The sequence below is a fragment of the Variovorax paradoxus EPS genome, assembly GCF_000184745.1.
GTDB classification, from domain to species: domain Bacteria; phylum Pseudomonadota; class Gammaproteobacteria; order Burkholderiales; family Burkholderiaceae_C; genus Variovorax; species Variovorax paradoxus_C.
In genome coordinates this window covers 304,221-318,993 of sequence record NC_014931.1, presented here as the reverse complement: position 1 = coordinate 318,993, position 14,773 = coordinate 304,221, and the positions used below count along the sequence as shown (strand labels likewise).

Annotated in this window: 13 protein-coding genes; 8 read left to right on the top strand and 5 right to left on the bottom strand. The window is 67.7% G+C overall.

The annotated features are described in order from the left end of the window. The first annotated feature begins 65 nt into the window (after positions 1–65). The 5 genes from VARPA_RS01510 (at position 66) to fahA (ending at position 5,742) form a co-directional block, all read left to right on the top strand. The gene (locus VARPA_RS01510) at positions 66–1,787 is read left to right on the top strand and encodes an FAD-dependent oxidoreductase (protein ID WP_013538769.1); all 1,722 of its coding nucleotides are present in this window, start codon (positions 66–68) and stop codon (positions 1,785–1,787) included. A 13-nt stretch (positions 1,788–1,800) separates the two neighbouring features. Next, positions 1,801–1,992 (top strand): DUF2783 domain-containing protein, encoded by a 192-nt coding sequence (locus VARPA_RS01505; RefSeq protein WP_013538768.1) that lies wholly within the window; start codon positions 1,801–1,803, stop codon positions 1,990–1,992. A 42-nt stretch (positions 1,993–2,034) separates the two neighbouring features. Continuing rightward, complete coding sequence (gene hmgA, locus VARPA_RS01500) at positions 2,035–3,342, top strand: homogentisate 1,2-dioxygenase (RefSeq protein ID WP_013538767.1); 1,308 nt, start codon at positions 2,035–2,037, stop codon at positions 3,340–3,342. Next, positions 3,342–4,316 (top strand): Bug family tripartite tricarboxylate transporter substrate binding protein, encoded by a 975-nt coding sequence (locus VARPA_RS01495; RefSeq protein ID WP_041943163.1) that lies wholly within the window; start codon positions 3,342–3,344, stop codon positions 4,314–4,316. Before hmgA ends, VARPA_RS01495 begins: the two co-directional genes overlap by 1 nt. A 157-nt stretch (positions 4,317–4,473) precedes the next feature. Beyond that, positions 4,474–5,742, top strand: coding sequence for a fumarylacetoacetase (gene fahA / locus VARPA_RS01490; RefSeq protein WP_013538765.1), 1,269 nt, complete (start codon positions 4,474–4,476; stop codon positions 5,740–5,742). Between the two features lie 137 nt (positions 5,743–5,879). On the opposite strand, the gene mrdA is transcribed toward fahA, so the two are convergent. The 4 genes from mrdA to VARPA_RS01470 all read right to left on the bottom strand — a co-directional run bounded on the left by mrdA (position 5,880) and on the right by VARPA_RS01470 (position 10,530). Next, positions 5,880–7,850, bottom strand: coding sequence for a penicillin-binding protein 2 (gene mrdA, locus VARPA_RS01485; protein WP_013538764.1), 1,971 nt, complete (start codon positions 7,848–7,850; stop codon positions 5,880–5,882). A 54-nt stretch (positions 7,851–7,904) separates the two neighbouring features. Next, positions 7,905–8,426, bottom strand: a complete 522-nt coding sequence (gene mreD / locus VARPA_RS01480; protein WP_013538763.1) for a rod shape-determining protein MreD — start codon at positions 8,424–8,426, stop codon at positions 7,905–7,907. After that, positions 8,423–9,400 carry a rod shape-determining protein MreC gene (gene mreC / locus VARPA_RS01475; protein ID WP_013538762.1) on the bottom strand — a complete coding sequence of 326 codons (978 nt, stop codon included), beginning with the start codon at positions 9,398–9,400 and terminating at the stop codon, positions 8,423–8,425. Before mreC ends, mreD begins: the two co-directional genes overlap by 4 nt. A gap of 86 nt (positions 9,401–9,486) precedes the next feature. Next, positions 9,487–10,530: a rod shape-determining protein gene (locus VARPA_RS01470; RefSeq protein ID WP_013538761.1), complete on the bottom strand. Its 1,044-nt coding sequence runs from the start codon at positions 10,528–10,530 to the stop codon at positions 9,487–9,489. Positions 10,531–10,743: 213 nt separating this feature from the next. Here VARPA_RS01470 and gatC point away from each other — a divergent pair, with 213 nt between their 5' ends. The 3 genes from gatC to gatB are packed head-to-tail and all read left to right on the top strand — an operon-like array spanning position 10,744 to position 14,028. Beyond that, positions 10,744–11,043: an Asp-tRNA(Asn)/Glu-tRNA(Gln) amidotransferase subunit GatC gene (gene gatC / locus VARPA_RS01465; RefSeq protein WP_013538760.1), complete on the top strand. Its 300-nt coding sequence runs from the start codon at positions 10,744–10,746 to the stop codon at positions 11,041–11,043. After that, positions 11,043–12,536, top strand: coding sequence for an Asp-tRNA(Asn)/Glu-tRNA(Gln) amidotransferase subunit GatA (gene gatA, locus VARPA_RS01460; protein ID WP_013538759.1), 1,494 nt, complete (start codon positions 11,043–11,045; stop codon positions 12,534–12,536). Before gatC ends, gatA begins: the two co-directional genes overlap by 1 nt. Before the next feature lies 1 nt (position 12,537). Next, complete coding sequence (gatB, locus tag VARPA_RS01455) at positions 12,538–14,028, top strand: Asp-tRNA(Asn)/Glu-tRNA(Gln) amidotransferase subunit GatB (RefSeq protein ID WP_013538758.1); 1,491 nt, start codon at positions 12,538–12,540, stop codon at positions 14,026–14,028. 42 nt (positions 14,029–14,070) lie between these two features. Here the strand turns inward: gatB and VARPA_RS01450 are convergent, their stop codons facing one another. Then, entirely contained in the window at positions 14,071–14,766 is a 696-nt protein-coding gene (locus tag VARPA_RS01450; RefSeq protein ID WP_013538757.1) for a DUF4124 domain-containing protein, read from the bottom strand. Positions 14,767–14,773 lie beyond the last annotated feature (7 nt).

Here is a 14,773-nt window from a genome sequence, read left to right as displayed (position 1 = left end):
CCCCATCCCAACCTTCCCCCAAAGGGGGAAGGAGCAAGACAAAGACAAAAGACACGGAGACAAACGTGATCGACTATCAAAGTCTGCGCTTCGACTACCGCCGCCACGCCGACCAGGACGCAGCGCCCCCCGCTCATCACCCCGTTGTGATCGTCGGTGCCGGCCCGGTCGGCCTCACGCTCGCCATCGACCTCGCGCTGCGCCAGGTGCCTGTCGTGCTGCTCGACAACGACAACACCCTCTCCAGCGGCTCGCGCGCGATCTGCTTTGCCAAGCGCTCGCTCGAAGTGTTCGACCGCCTCGGCTGCGGCGACCGCATGGTCGACAAGGGCGTCTCGTGGAGCGTGGGCAAGGTGTTCTTCCACGACGAGCAGGTCTACCGCTTCGACCTGCTGCCCGAGCCCGGCCATGAGCGGCCCGCGTTCATCAACCTGCAGCAGTACTACGTCGAGGGCTACCTCGTCGAACGTGCCGCCGCGCTGCCGCTGATCGACCTGCGCTGGAACAACAAGGTGACGGGCATCGAACAGCGCGACGAAGGCGCGGTGCTCACGGTCGAGACGCCCGAAGGCAACTATCAACTAGCGGCCGGCTACGTCGCCGCCTGCGATGGCTCGCGTTCCAACCTGCGCCAGCTGCTCGGCCAGGAGGCCAAGGGCCGCACCTTCCGCGACCGCTTCCTGATCGCCGACATCACGATGGATGCCGGTCCGCCGCCGGGCCGCCCCAAGGCGGACGCGCCCCCCTCGGGGGGGCAGCGAGGACACGAAGTGCCGAGCGTGGGGGGCGACATTCTCCCCACCGAGCGCCGCTTCTGGTTCGACCCCTCCTTCCACCCGGGCCAGAGCGTGCTGCTGCACAAGCAGGCAGATGGCATGTGGCGCGTCGACTTCCAGCTCGGCTGGGACGCCGACCCGGTGGAAGAGCGCAAGCCCGAGAACATCACGCCGCGGGTGCGCGCGCTGCTCGACAGCATCGGTTTTGCGGACGTGCAGTTCCAGATCGGCTGGGCCAGCGTCTACACCTTCGCCTGCCAGCGCATGGAGCGCTTTCGCCACGGCCGCGTGCTGTTCGCGGGCGACTCGGCGCACGGCGTGTCGCCCTTCGGCGCGCGAGGCGCCAACTCGGGCGTGCAGGACGCGGACAACCTCGCGTGGAAACTTGCTGCCGTGCTGAAGGGCGATGCGCCCGATGCACTGCTCGACAGCTACGCGAGCGAGCGCGAATACGCGGCAGACGAAAACATCCGCCACTCCACGCGTGCGACCGACTTCATCACGCCCAAGAGCGAGGTGAGCCGCCTGTTCCGCGACGCGGTGCTGGAACTGACCAAGCGCCATGCGTTCGCGCGCACGCTGGTCAACAGCGGGCGGCTCTCGGTGCCGGCGGTGCTGCGCGATTCGCCGCTCAACACGGTCGATGCCGACGCCTTCAAGGGCGCTATGGTGCCGGGCGCTGCCGCGGCCGATGCGCCGGCCGTGCGAGCCGACGGAAGCACCGGCTGGCTGCTGCGCGAATGCCATGGCCAGCAGTTCACTGCACTGGTCTTCGGCGCGGGCGAAGCCGCCGAGCGCAGTGCAGAGGTGCTGAAGGCTTTCGACGCGCCGCTGCACATCGTGCGCGTGCAAGGCACGACGCCCGAAGGCGAACTCGCCACCCAGCGCTACGACGCGCAACCCGGTACCGTCTACCTGCTGCGGCCCGACCAGCATGTGTGCGCGCGCTGGCGGCAACCCACACCTGCGAACATCCGTGCGGCCATCGACCGCGCACTGGCAAGAGCATGACAAAGGCATGAGCATGCAAGCACTGATCACCACGCCGAACCTCGAGGCGCCCGACGATTTCTACGAAGCGCTCATCGCGGCGCACCAGGGGCTTTCCACCGAGGAGAGCCACGCCTTCAACGCGCGCCTCGCGCTCGTGCTGGCCAACCACATCGGCTCGCTCGCCGTGCTGCGCGAGGCCTTCGAAGCCGCGCGCGGCAGCTAGGCGCGCGTTCCCACCTCATCGCGATTTTCGAAAGAGAACACCATGACCGACATTCCCGCCACCGAACGGCGCTACCTCGGCGGCTTCGGCAACGAATACGCCTCCGAAGCTGTGCCTGGCGCCCTGCCGCAGGGCCGCAACAACCCGCAGCGCGGGCCCTTCGATCTCTACACCGAACTGCTCTCGGGCACCGCCTTCACCGCGCCGCGCCATGAGAACCGCCGCACCTGGCTCTACCGCCGCCAGCCCTCGGTGGTGTCAGGCCGCTACCAGCCCTACGCACAGCCGCACTGGACGACCGGTGGCGCCCGCGAGATCGCGCTGCCGCCCGAGCCGATGCGCTGGCACCCGATGCCGCTCGATGGCGCGGCCGAGGCCGACTTCATCGACGGCATGCACACGGTCGCGGCGAACGGCGATGCCGAATCGCAGGTCGGCATCGGCTCGCTGATGTACCTGGCCGGCCGCTCGATGGACAAGCGCGCCTTCGTCAACGCCGACGGCGAGATGCTGGTCGTGCCGCAGCAAGGCCGCCTCGTCATCACGACGGAACTCGGCGTGCTCGACGTGAAGCCCGGCGAAATCGCGGTGCTGCCGCGCGGCATGGTCTTCAAGGTGGCGCTGCCGGACGGTCTCTCGCGCGGCTACGTCTGCGAGAACTACGGCGCGCATTTCCGGCTGCCCGAGCTGGGTCCCATTGGCTCGAACGGCCTCGCGAACGCGCGCGATTTCCAGGCACCCGTGGCGGCGTTCGAGGAAGACGGCGGCGCCTATGAACTGGTCAAGAAATTCGCCGGCCGCTTCTGGAAAGCGCCGACGAAGCAGTCGCCCTTCAACGTGGTCGCCTGGCACGGCAACCTCGCGCCGGTGAAGTACGACACGGCGCGCTTCATGGCCATCGGCTCGATCAGCTTCGACCATCCCGATCCGTCGATCTTCACCGTGCTGACATCGCCCAGCGACACGCCCGGCACCGCCAACTGCGACTTCGTGATCTTCCCGCCGCGATGGATGGTGATGGAGAACACCTTCCGTCCGCCCTGGTTCCACCGCAACCTCATGAGCGAGTTCATGGGCCTGGTGCTCGGCGAATACGACGCCAAGCCGGGCGGCTTCAAGCCCGGCGGCGCGAGCCTGCACAACTGCATGGTGCCGCACGGCCCGGACGAGGAAGCCTTCGACAAGGCGACGCACGCGGACCTCAAGCCCCACAAGCTGGACAACACGCTGGCCTTCATGTTCGAGAGCCGCTTTCGCTTCATTCCGACGAACTTCGCGCTGAAGAGCCCGGCGCTCGACACCGACTACGCCGACTGCTGGGCGGGGCTGAAGGACCAGTTCAAGCCATGATGAAGAACGCCTTCGCTCTCACGCGCCGCGCGGCGGCTCTCGCCCTGCTCGCTGCGCCCTTGCTCACGCACGCGGCGGACTTTCCGTCGAAGCCGATTCGCTTCATCGTGCCCTACACGCCCGGCGGCACCACCGACCTCGTGGCGCGCACCGTGGGCCAGAAGGTGTCGGAAAAGCTCGGCCAGCCGGTGCTCATCGACAACCGCGGCGGCGCGGGCGGCAACATCGGCATGGACGCCGTGGCCAAGGCCGCCCCCGACGGCTACACCATCGGCTTCGGCGCGATCTCGACCAATGCGCTGAACCCGCACATCTACAAGTCGATGGCCTTCGATCCGCGCAAGGACTTCACAGCGATCAGCCTGCTGGGCACCTCGACCATCGTGCTCGAAGTGCCGGCCGCCTCGCCGATCAAGTCGGTGCCCGACCTGATCGCCGCCGCGAAGAAGAACCCGGGCCTGCCCTACGCCACCGCGGGCGCCGGCACCTCGATGAACCTGGCGGGCGTGATGTTCGCGCAGATGACCGGCACCGAGCTCGTGCACGTGGCCTACAAGGGCAGCGGCCCGGCCATCACCGACATGCTGGGCAACAACATCGGCTTGATGTTCGACAACCTGCCGGCGTCGCTGCCGCACATCCAGGCCGGCAAGCTGCGCGCGCTGGCTGTCGCCGGGCCGGCGCGGTCGCCTTCGCTGCCCGACGTGCCGACGATGGCTGAGGCGGGCCTCAAGGGCTACGCGCTCGATCCGTGGTTCGGTGTGTACGGACCGGCGAACCTGCCGGCACCCGTGGTCAAAGCGCTGAACGAAGCCTTCGTCGAAGCGCTCGCGATGCCGGACGTGAAGGCCAAGCTGCAGCAGGCCGGCTTCTCGCCGCGCGGCTCGACCGCGCAGGAGCTGGCGACGCTCACGCAGACCGAATACCAGCGCCTCGGTGATGTGGCCAGGAAAGCCGGCATGACCGCGGACTGAAGACCGACGCGCACGCAATCCACTCACACACCATCCACCCACCGTTCACGCTGAGCTTGTCGAAGCGCCGCGCAAGACTTCGACAAGCTCAGTCCGAACGGTGCCGGATTTCCTTCCACCAATCCGGATTCCTCTCCCACCCAATTCAAGGACACGCATGACCGCACTGAACGCCACCCACGACCCCAAGCTGCGCAGCTGGGTCGCCTCGGCCAACGAAGCCGGCACCGACTTCCCGATCCAGAACCTGCCCTTCGGCCGCTTCCGCACCGCGGGCAGCAGCGAGGCCTTCCGCATCGGCGTCGCGATCGGCGACCAGGTGCTCGACCTGAAGGCCGCGGGCCTCGTGGACACCGACGACATGAACGCGCTGATGGGCGCGAGCGTGAAGGACCGCCAGGCCCTGCGCGCCGCGATCTCCGCGGGCCTCGCCGAAGGCAGCGACAAGCAGGCCGCATGGTCGAAGGCGCTGCTCGCGCAAGCCAAGGCCGAGATGACGGTGCCCTGCCGCATCGGCGACTACACCGACTTCTACACGGGTATCCACCACGCGACCACCATCGGCAAGCTCTTCCGCCCCGACCAGCCGCTGATGCCCAACTACAAGTGGGTGCCCATCGGTTATCACGGCCGCGCCTCGTCCATCGGCGTGAGCGGCCAGGTCTTCAAGCGCCCGCAGGGCCAGACCAAGGCGCCCGATGCGGCCGAGCCGAGCTTCGGCCCGTCCAAGCGCCTCGACTACGAACTGGAGCTGGGCTTTCTGGTCGGCCAGGGCAACGCGCTGGGCGAGCCGATCGCCATCGGCGAGGCCGAAGAGCACCTGTTCGGTGTGACGCTGCTCAACGACTGGTCGGCACGCGACCTGCAGGCCTGGGAATACCAGCCGCTCGGCCCGTTCCTCGCGAAGAACTTCGCGAGCACGCTGTCGCCGTGGATCGTGACCATGGAGGCGCTCGCGCCGTTCCGCGCGAGGTTCGAGCGGCCCGCGGGCGATCCGCAACCGCTGCCGTATCTCGATGCGCCGTCGAACCGCGAGGCCGGCGCGCTCGACATCACGCTCGAAGTGCTGCTGCAGACCGCGAAGATGCGCGCCGAAGGCATCGCGCCCGCGCGCCTCACGCGCGGCAACACCACCGAGGCCGCCTACTGGACCGCCGCGCAGCTCATCACGCACCACACGGTGAACGGCTGCAACCTGCAGCCGGGCGACCTGCTGGGCTCGGGCACGCTCTCGGGGCCGAAGCCCGACGAGGCCGGTTCGCTGATGGAACTCACGCTGGGCGGCAAGCAGCCGATCACGCTGCCGAACGGCGAGAAGCGCACGTTCCTGGAAGACGGCGACACGCTGGTCATGCGCGGCTACTGCGAGCGCGCGGGGGCTGTGCGTATCGGGCTGGGTGAAGTCAGCGGCACGGTGGCTGGCTGAGAGGCTTCCGCGTTGTTCCCTCTACCGCTAGCGGGAGAGGGCTAGGGTGAGGGCAGTCGGCCTCACAGCATCGCGCGGCCTCGAATGCCGCTCACCCTCACCCCAACCCTCTCCCCAAGGGGAGAGGGAGCAAGAGATCAGGGAGCAGTGGCAGGCGTCGTCGTCGCCACCGGCCACGCCACTTCGCTCGCCACGCGCGGCTTGCCCATCGGCGCGCCGGCCTTGCCGATCTTGATGGCGGCCATGTCGGCCTCGCTCGGGTACTGGTCCATGAGCCAGTAGTCGAACACCCGGCGCGCGATGGGTGCCGCGGCGCCAGCGCCCCAGCCGGCGTTCTCCACGATCACCGCCACCGCGATCTTCGGATCACTGACCGGTGCGAACGCCATGAAGAGCGCGTGGTCGCGCTGGTGCTCCTCGAGCGCGCGGGCGTTGTACTTGGTGTTCTGCGCCTGCGTCACCGCCTGCGCCGTGCCGGTCTTGCCGGCCGCCTGGTAACCCGCGCCCGCGAACACGCTGCGCGCGGTGCCGCTGGTGACCACGCTGGTGAGGCCCTCGCGAATCACCGCCACGTTGGCCGCGGTGTAGCCCAGGTTCTCCGGCGGCGGCTGCGGCAGCGGCACCACCTGGCCGCTCACCGTGTTGCGCGTCGCCAGCACGAGGTGCGGCTTGCGCTTGATGCCGCCGTCGGCCACGATGGCCGTGGCCTGCGCGAGCTGCAGCATCGTGAAGGTGTTGTAGCCCTGGCCGATGCCCAGCGAAATGGTTTCGCCCGCATACCACTTCTTCTGCTCGGGCCGCTTGTAGGCGTTGCGCTTCCACTCGGTGCTGGGCAGCACGCCGCGCACCTCGCCGCCCAGGTCGATGCCGGTGATCTGGCCGAAGCCCAGCGGCTTCATGAAGTCGTGGATCAGGTCCACGCCCATCTCGTTGGCCAGCGAGTAGTAGTAGATGTTGCTCGACAGCTGGATCGAACGCCGCATGTCGACGCCGCCCAGGTTGCCTTCGGGGCTGCCGAAGCGGTGGCCGCCGAAGTTGAAGTAGCCCGGGTCGTTCACCACCACGCTCGCGCCGCGCTTGCCGGTCTGCAGCGCCGCCAGCGCCATGAAGGGCTTGTAGGTGGAGCCGGGCGGGTAGGTGCCGCGCAGCGCGCGGTTCAGGAGCGGCTTGTCGAGCGATTCGCTCAGCTCTTTCCAGCTCTCGGTGTCGATGCCTTCGACGAAGAGGTTCGGATCGAACGTGGGCTTGCTCACGAAGGCCAGCACCTCGCCCGTCTTGGGGTCGATGGCCACCAGCGCGCCGCGGCGGTCGCCGAACATGTCTTCCACCAGCTTCTGCAGCTTGATGTCCAGCGACAGCATCACGGTATTGCCCGGTGTGGCCGGGTGGCTTGCGAGCCGGCGGATGGCGCGCCCGCCGGCCGAAGTTTCCATCTGCTCCACGCCGGTCTGGCCGTGCAGCGTTTTCTCGTAGCTCTGCTCGATGCCCAGCTTGCCGATGTAGTCGGTGCCCTTGTAGTTGGCTTGTTCCTCTTCTTCCCAGTCTTCCATCGCGGTCTTCTCGCGCTGGTTGATGCGGCCGATGTAGCCGAGCACGTGCGCGCCGGTCTCGCCGTTCGGGTAGTTGCGGAAGAGCCGTGCCTTGATCTCCACGCCCGGAAAGCGGTAGCGCTGGGCCGCGAAGCGCGCGACCTCTTCGTCGCTCAGGCGGGTGCGGATCGGAATGGAGTCGAAGCTGCGAGAGTCTTCGCGCAGGCGCTTGAAACGGCGGCGGTCGCGCGGCGAGACTTCGAGCACCTGCGTGAGGTTGTCGATGGTCTCCTCGACATCGTTCACCTTCGAAGGCGTGATCTCCAGCGTGTAGGCCGAGTAGTTCGAGGCCAGCACGATGCCGTTGCGGTCGAGGATCAGGCCCCGGTTGGGCACCACCGGCACGATGGCCGTGCGGTTGCTCTCGGCCTGCTCGGCCAGGTCTTCATGCCGCGTGACCTGCAGGTAGATCAGCCGCGAACTCAGCAGGCCGAACGCGAAAAGCACAGCGAGGCCGATCACGATCACGCGGCGCTTGAAGCGCGCGAGGTCGGCGGCGACGTTGCGGATTTCGGTCATGGCGGTGGGAGCTTAGGCGCGCGCTGGGGCAATGGCAAATGCCGCGGGCAAGGCTTAGAGGGGGCGGTTCTCGTCGGGTTCCGGGGTGCGGCGTTGGGGGGCCAGCAAGAGAGCGGAGGCCAGAGGCCACAGCGCGGCCTCCACGCCTGGCGAGATCAGCACCGACCAGCCCGGGAACACGCCACCGCCGATCATCCGCGTGATGACCTCGATAAGCTGCGACAGCGCAAAGAGCGGCAGCACCTGCAGCGCCTGCGACAGCACCGGATACCAGAGCAGGCGCCGATGGATCGTGATCGCGAAGAAGCCCAGCGTCGTGTAGGACAGCGCATGCTGGCCGAGCATCGAGGCCTGGTGCACGTCCATGCAGAGGCCGAACACGAAGGCCGCGCCGATGCCCACGCGCGAGGGCTGGTGCACGCCCCAGAACACGATGACCAGCGCCAGCAGGTCGGGCATCCAGGCGGCACGGCCGATGGGGATCATGTTGACCAGGAGCGCCACGACGAGGCTGGTCCACATGAAGAGGGGGCTGACGGGCAGCAGGAGCTGCTGCTGGCCGGGACGCTTGATCATCGGCCGCCTCCTGCGCCCGCGGGTGCCGCGGGCTTTTTCTCGTTCTTGCCGGCCCCGGGCTTGCCCTCGGCGCGCTTGCGCTGCGTGGTCGCGGGCGCGGCGGGTGGCGGCGCGGTCGGGGCACCGGTCGGCTCGAGCACCAGCACGTAGCGCGCGGCGGTCACGCTGGCGAGCGGCACACAGTAGATACGGGCGAAGCCCGAGTCGGCGCGGCGCTCGATGCGCTCGATCTTCGCGACCGGAAGGCCCGCCGGGTAGATGCCGTCGACGCCGCTGGTGGAGAGCAGGTCGCCCTCCTGCAGGTCGGCGTTGGCGGCCATGAAACGCAGCTCCAGCCCGCCGCCGTGCGCCGAGGCGTCGCCGAAGGCCACGCTGCGCACGCCCGTGCGGGTGTTCTGAACGGGAATCGCGAGGTCGCGGTCGATCACCAGCGTGACTTCGCTCGTGAGGGGCAGCACCTGCGTGACCTGGCCGAGCACGCCGTGCGCGTCGATCACCGGCGAGCCGGCGGCCACGCCGTGGGCGAGGCCCTGGTCGATGACGATCTTGCGGGTGTAGGGGTCGGCCGCGTCGTAGAGCACCTCGGCCGCGCGGCCCGGCGTTGCGGTGGTCTGGCGCAGCTCGAGCAGCTCGCGCAGGCGCGCGTTGTCCTGCGCCAGCGTGTCGGCCTGGCTCGCGCGCTGGGCCTGCATCATCAGCGCCTTGCGGGCATCGGCCTCGTTGCGCTGGGCGGTCTGCAGGTCTTCGAGGTAGCGCCCGCCGCCCATCATGAGCTGCACCGGCTTGAGCGCCACCCATTGCACCGGGTAGAGCACCGCGCCGAGGGTCGCGCGGATCGGCTGCACGATATGAAAGCGTGCATCGGCCACCATGAGGAACAGGGAGAGCGCGCCGAAGAAGATCAGCTTGCTGAGTGCCGACTGTCCCTGGTTGAACAGGGGTGGCGCTGTGCGATCGAGCGTGCCCAGAGGCATGAATTCAGACCCGGCGGTGGTGCGGAATCAAATAACAAAAAGCCGGCCTATGCAAGCAGAGGCCGGCCGATGATGGCTTTCGCCTTTTACTCGCTAGTGAAGATGCTGCCCAGACGGTCCATGCGCTCCAGGGCGATGCCGCAGCCGCGCACCACGCAAGTCAGCGGGTCTTCGGCCACGAGCACCGGGAGGCCCGTTTCCTCGGCCAGCAGGCGGTCGAGGTCGCGCAGCAGGGCGCCGCCGCCGGTGAGCATCATGCCGCGGTCGGCGATGTCGGCGCCCAGTTCGGGCGGCGTCTGCTCCAGCGCGTTCTTCACGGCCGAGACGATGTTGTTGAGCGGATCGGTCAGGGCTTCCAGCACTTCGTTGCTGCTGATGGTGAAGCTGCGCGGGACGCCTTCGGAAAGGTTGCGGCCCTTGACTTCCATTTCCTTGACTTCGGAGCCCGGGAAGGCCGAGCCGATGGTCTTCTTGATGACTTCGGCCGTCGGCTCGCCGATCAGCATGCCGTAGTTGCGGCGGATGTAGTTGATGATGGCTTCGTCGAAGCGGTCGCCGCCCACGCGCACCGACCCCTTGTAGACCATGCCGCCCAGCGAGATGACGCCCACTTCGGTGGTGCCGCCGCCGATGTCCACCACCATCGAGCCCGAGGCCTCGCTGACGGGGAGGCCGGCGCCGATGGCCGCGGCCATGGGTTCTTCGATGAGATAGACCGACGTGGCGCCGGCAGCTTCGGCCGCGTCCTTGATGGCGCGGCGCTCGACCTGGGTCGAGCCGCAAGGCACGCAGATGATGATGCGCGGGCTCGGCGTGAGCAGCGTGCGCGGGTGCACCATCTTGATGAACTGCTTGATCATCTGCTCCGTGATCACGAAGTCGGCGATCACGCCGTCTTTCATCGGGCGGATCGCCTCGATGTTGCCGGGCACCTTGCCCAGCATGGCCTTGGCTTCGCGGCCGACGGCCTGGATCACCTTCTTGCCGTGGGGGCCGCCTTCGTGGCGGATCGCGACGACCGAGGGCTCGTCCAGCACGATGCCCTTGTTGCGGGCGAATATCAGGGTGTTGGCGGTGCCGAGGTCGATCGCAAGGTCGGTGGAAAAGTACCGACGGAAAGCTCCAAACATGTGCGGAATCCTCTGAGCACGGCCTGCGCATCGGCAGGTCGTCGCTCTATTTTTGGGTCGTTTGACGGGGTGAATTGATCGTTTTTGGCGCAAAAGCCGGCGCGTTCGCGGGGGTTGCGGCAAAGGCGGGATAATACCCGAATCCCCTCTGATTCCCGTGTTAGCACCCCCTTAGGCGTGCGATTACCTTCGGTTTTTTGACCGGTCCGACCCATGTCCCTTGACGCTTCAGATATCGCACGCATCGCCTCCCTGGCGCGGCTGCAGCTTGCCTCCGACGAAAGCGAGCGCATGCTCAGCCAGATCAACGGCTTTTTCGATTTAGTCGAACGTATGCGTTCGGTCGACACCGCCGGCATCGAGCCCCTGGCCCATCCGGTTGCCGCCATCGAAGACATCACCCTGCGCCTGCGCGATGACGTGGTGAGCGAACCCGACAACCGCGAAGCCAACCAGAAGAGCGCCCCCGCCGTCGAAGCCGGCCTTTTCCTCGTGCCCAAGGTGATCGAATAATGAGCGGCGAACAGCAACTGCACCAGATGGGCGTGGTCGCCCTGGCCAAGGCCCTGGCCGAGCGCAAGGTCTCGGCCGTCGAAGCCTCGCAGGCTTTTCTCGGCCGCATGAAGGCCCACGAATCGCTCGGCACCTTTGTCGACGTCAATGAGGAAGTCACGCTGGCCCAGGCCCGCAAGGCCGACGCGCTCCTCGCCGCCGGCAATGCTCCGGCGCTGGCCGGCGTGCCGATCGCGCACAAGGACATCTTCGTCACCACCGATTTCGCCACCACCGCCGGCTCGAAGATGCTCGCGGGCTACCGCTCGCCCTTCGACGCCACCGTGGTGCGCCGCCTGGCCGAGGCCGGCGCGGTCACGCTCGGCAAGCTGAGCTGCGACGAGTTCGCGATGGGCTCAGCCAACGAGAACGTCGCCGTGCCCGCCGTGGGCCACGACAAAGCCGTGCCGGTGCGGAACCCGTGGAACCGCGACCGCATTCCGGGCGGCTCCTCGGGCGCCAGCGCGGCGGCCGTGGCGGCACGCCTTGCGCCCGCAGCCACCGGCACCGACACCGGCGGCTCGATCCGCCAGCCCGCATCGTTCTGCGGCGTGACCGGCATCAAGCCGACCTATGGCCGCGCCTCGCGCTACGGCATGGTGGCCTTCGCATCGAGCCTCGACCAGGCCGGCCCGATGGCCCGTTCGGCCGAAGACTGCGCGCTGTTGCTGTCGGCTTTCTGCGGCCCCGATCTCGACCGCGATTCGACCTCCATCGACAAGCCCGCCGAAGACTTCGGCCGCGCATTGAACGACTCGCTCGAGGGCTTGCGCATCGGCGTGCCGAAGGAGTTCTTCGGCGAAGGCGTGGCACCCGGCGTGCGCGCCGCCATCGACGCAGCGCTCGCGCAGTACGAGAAGCTCGGCGCCAAGCGCGTCGAGGTGTCGCTGCCGCGCACCGAGTTGTCGATTCCCGTGTACTACATCCTTGCCGCGGCCGAAGCGTCGAGCAACCTGAGCCGCTTCGACGGCGTGAAGTTCGGCCATCGCGCGAAGCAGTACAAGGACCTGTCCGACATGTACGAGAAGACGCGCGCCGAAGGCTTCGGCGACGAAGTGAAGCGCCGCATCATGATCGGCACCTACGTGCTCTCGCACGGCTACTACGACGCCTACTACCTGCAGGCGCAGAAGGTGCGCCGCATGATCGCCGACGACTTCCAGCAGGCGCTGAAGCAATGCGACGTGATCGCCGGCCCCGCCGCGCCGACCACCGCATGGAAGATCGGCGAACACGGCGACGACCCGGTGGCCGACTACCTCGCCGACATCTTCACGCTGCCCGCATCGCTGGCCGGCCTGCCGGGCATGAGCGTGCCCGCGGGCTTCGACGGCGGCATGCCCGTGGGCCTGCAGCTGATCGGCAACTACTTCGGTGAAGCCAAGCTGCTGAACGCAGCCCACCGCTTCCAGCAAGCCACCGACTGGCACACGCGCACGCCGGAGGGCTTTTGAGATGAGCGAGACCGTGAACACATTCGAAGCACAACAACAAGGCCGCCCGACCGGCCCGCTGGTGCGCGGCTATGAAGTCATCATCGGCTTCGAGACGCACGCGCAGCTGTCGACGAACAGCAAGATCTTCAGCCGCGCCTCCACGGCCTTCGGCGCCGAGCCGAACACGCAGGCCTGCGCGGTGGACCTCGCGTTGCCCGGCACGCTGCCGGTGATGAACAAGGGCGCGGTCGAACGCGCCATCAAGCTGGGCCTCGCGCTCGGCTCGCACGTGGCGCCGCGCAGCGTTTTCGCGCGCAAGAACTACTTCTATCCCGACCTGCCCAAGGGCTATCAGATCAGCCAGTTCGAGATTCCGGTCGTGCAGGGTGGCTCGGTGTCGTTCTTCCTCGGCGAAGAGAAGAAGACCGTGCGCCTCGTGCGCGCCCACTTGGAAGAAGACGCGGGCAAGTCGCTGCACGAGGACTTCATCGGCCAGAGCGGCATCGACCTGAACCGCGCCGGCACGCCGCTGCTGGAAATCGTGACCGAGCCCGACATGCGCTCCACCGCCGAGGCCGTGGCTTATGCGCGCGAGCTGCACAAGATCGTCACGTGGATCGGCATCTGCGACGGCAACATGCAGGAAGGCAGCTTCCGCTGCGACGCCAACGTGTCGGTGCGCAAGCCCGGCGACAAGCTGGGCACGCGGCGCGAGATCAAGAACCTGAACAGCTTCAAGTTCATGCAGCAGGCGATCGACTACGAGATCCGCTGGCAGATCGAGGAGATCGAGGACGGCCGCAAGGTCGAGCAGGCGACGGTGCTCTTCAACCCCGACACCGGCGAGACGCGCGCGATGCGCGCCAAGGAAGACTCGGCCGACTACCGCTACTTCCCCGACCCCGACCTGCCGCCGCTGGTGATTGCGGCCGACTGGATCGAACGCGTGCGCGGCGAAATGCCCGAGCTGCCGCGCGCGATGGCCGAGCGCTATGTGCGCGACCATGGCCTGTCGGAATACGACGCGGCGCAGCTCACGCAGAGCCTTGCGCTCGCGCACTATTTCGATGAAGCGGTGAAGGCCGGCGCGACGCCGAAGCTCGCGAGCAACTGGATCACCGGCGAGATGGCGCGTCGTCTGAACGCAAAAGAGATCGGCATCGAAGCGGCACCGGTCAGCGCGCAGCAGCTTGGCCAGCTGGTCAAGCGCATCGCCGACGGCACGCTGCCGAACAACGCGGCGCGCCAGGTGTTCGATGCCCTCTGGATCGGCGAAGGCAGCGACGTGGACGCGATCATCGAGGCCAAGGACCTGAAGCCGATGGCCGACACCGGTGCGCTCGACGCGATCCTCGACGAAGTCATCGCCAGGAACGCGAAGAACGTCGAGGAATACCGCGGCGGCAAGGAGAAGGCGCTCAACGGCCTCGTGGGTCAGGTGATGAAGGCCAGCGGCGGCAAGGCCAACCCCGCGCAGGTCACCGAGCTGCTGAAAGCCAAGCTGGGCTGAGATCGATCAACGAATCCCGGGGCCATCGCGGCCCCGGCAGGTTCAGCGTGATGCTGCTGCTGCGGCTGCGCTCGGGGCGGGTCCCCACAGCGGCTTCAACCGCCCACGCTCTTCATCGAAGCGCGCATTCACCCGCTTCTTCTCTTCTTCCTGCTCGGCAATGAAGCGGTTTTGCACCGCCACGCTCTGCGTGTTGTCTTCGAGCTTGCGGCGCATCGCGCCCGGCGCCTTGCTCGTGTCCTTCTTGTAGAACTCGAGCTCCTCGTCGATCTTCTGGCGGTCTTCGCTCAGTTCGGCGATGCGCTTCTGCGCCGCCTGGATCACGGCATCGACCTGCGACAGCGCTTCTTTGCGCTCGCGATCGTGCGAGGCGGGGCTCGGGTAGCGCACCAGCAGCGCGCGCTCGCGGCGGCGCTCGTCGGTTGCCTTGGCGGCCTGCACCGCGGCTTCGCGGGCGCGGTCTTCACGCTCGGCCATTTCGCGCGCCGAGTACGTCGGTTCGATCTTGCGGCGCGTGAGGCCGCTCGGGCTCAGCTCGCGCTGCTCGCGGTCGTTGCAGGCAGGAATCGGACGGTCCGCCGTGAGCGTGCGGCCCTGCGCATCGGTGCAGGTGTAGATGCTGCCGGCGGGCACGTCCTTGCCCTGTGCATGCGCAACGCCAACAGCAGCAAAGGCCACCAGGAAAAACGATGCCGCCGCCAGCAGGCGGTGGGGCTTGCCGTGATCGCGTGTGCGCATCGCTGTT

What these genes read in the sequence shown, in the direction of transcription:
- VARPA_RS01505 (WP_013538768.1), top strand. Translation starts at nt 1,801, where the DNA reads ATGCAAGCACTGATCACCACGCCGAACCTCGAGGCGCCCGACGATTTC.
- hmgA (WP_013538767.1), top strand. Translation starts at nt 2,035, where the DNA reads ATGACCGACATTCCCGCCACCGAACGGCGCTACCTCGGCGGCTTCGGC.
- VARPA_RS01495 (WP_041943163.1), top strand. Translation starts at nt 3,342, where the DNA reads ATGAAGAACGCCTTCGCTCTCACGCGCCGCGCGGCGGCTCTCGCCCTG.
- fahA (WP_013538765.1), top strand. Translation starts at nt 4,474, where the DNA reads ATGACCGCACTGAACGCCACCCACGACCCCAAGCTGCGCAGCTGGGTC.
- mrdA (WP_013538764.1), bottom strand. Translation starts at nt 7,850, where the DNA reads ATGACCGAAATCCGCAACGTCGCCGCCGACCTCGCGCGCTTCAAGCGC.
- mreD (WP_013538763.1), bottom strand. Translation starts at nt 8,426, where the DNA reads ATGATCAAGCGTCCCGGCCAGCAGCAGCTCCTGCTGCCCGTCAGCCCC.
- mreC (WP_013538762.1), bottom strand. Translation starts at nt 9,400, where the DNA reads ATGCCTCTGGGCACGCTCGATCGCACAGCGCCACCCCTGTTCAACCAG.
- VARPA_RS01470 (WP_013538761.1), bottom strand. Translation starts at nt 10,530, where the DNA reads ATGTTTGGAGCTTTCCGTCGGTACTTTTCCACCGACCTTGCGATCGAC.
- gatC (WP_013538760.1), top strand. Translation starts at nt 10,744, where the DNA reads ATGTCCCTTGACGCTTCAGATATCGCACGCATCGCCTCCCTGGCGCGG.
- gatA (WP_013538759.1), top strand. Translation starts at nt 11,043, where the DNA reads ATGAGCGGCGAACAGCAACTGCACCAGATGGGCGTGGTCGCCCTGGCC.
- gatB (WP_013538758.1), top strand. Translation starts at nt 12,538, where the DNA reads ATGAGCGAGACCGTGAACACATTCGAAGCACAACAACAAGGCCGCCCG.
- VARPA_RS01450 (WP_013538757.1), bottom strand. Translation starts at nt 14,766, where the DNA reads ATGCGCACACGCGATCACGGCAAGCCCCACCGCCTGCTGGCGGCGGCA.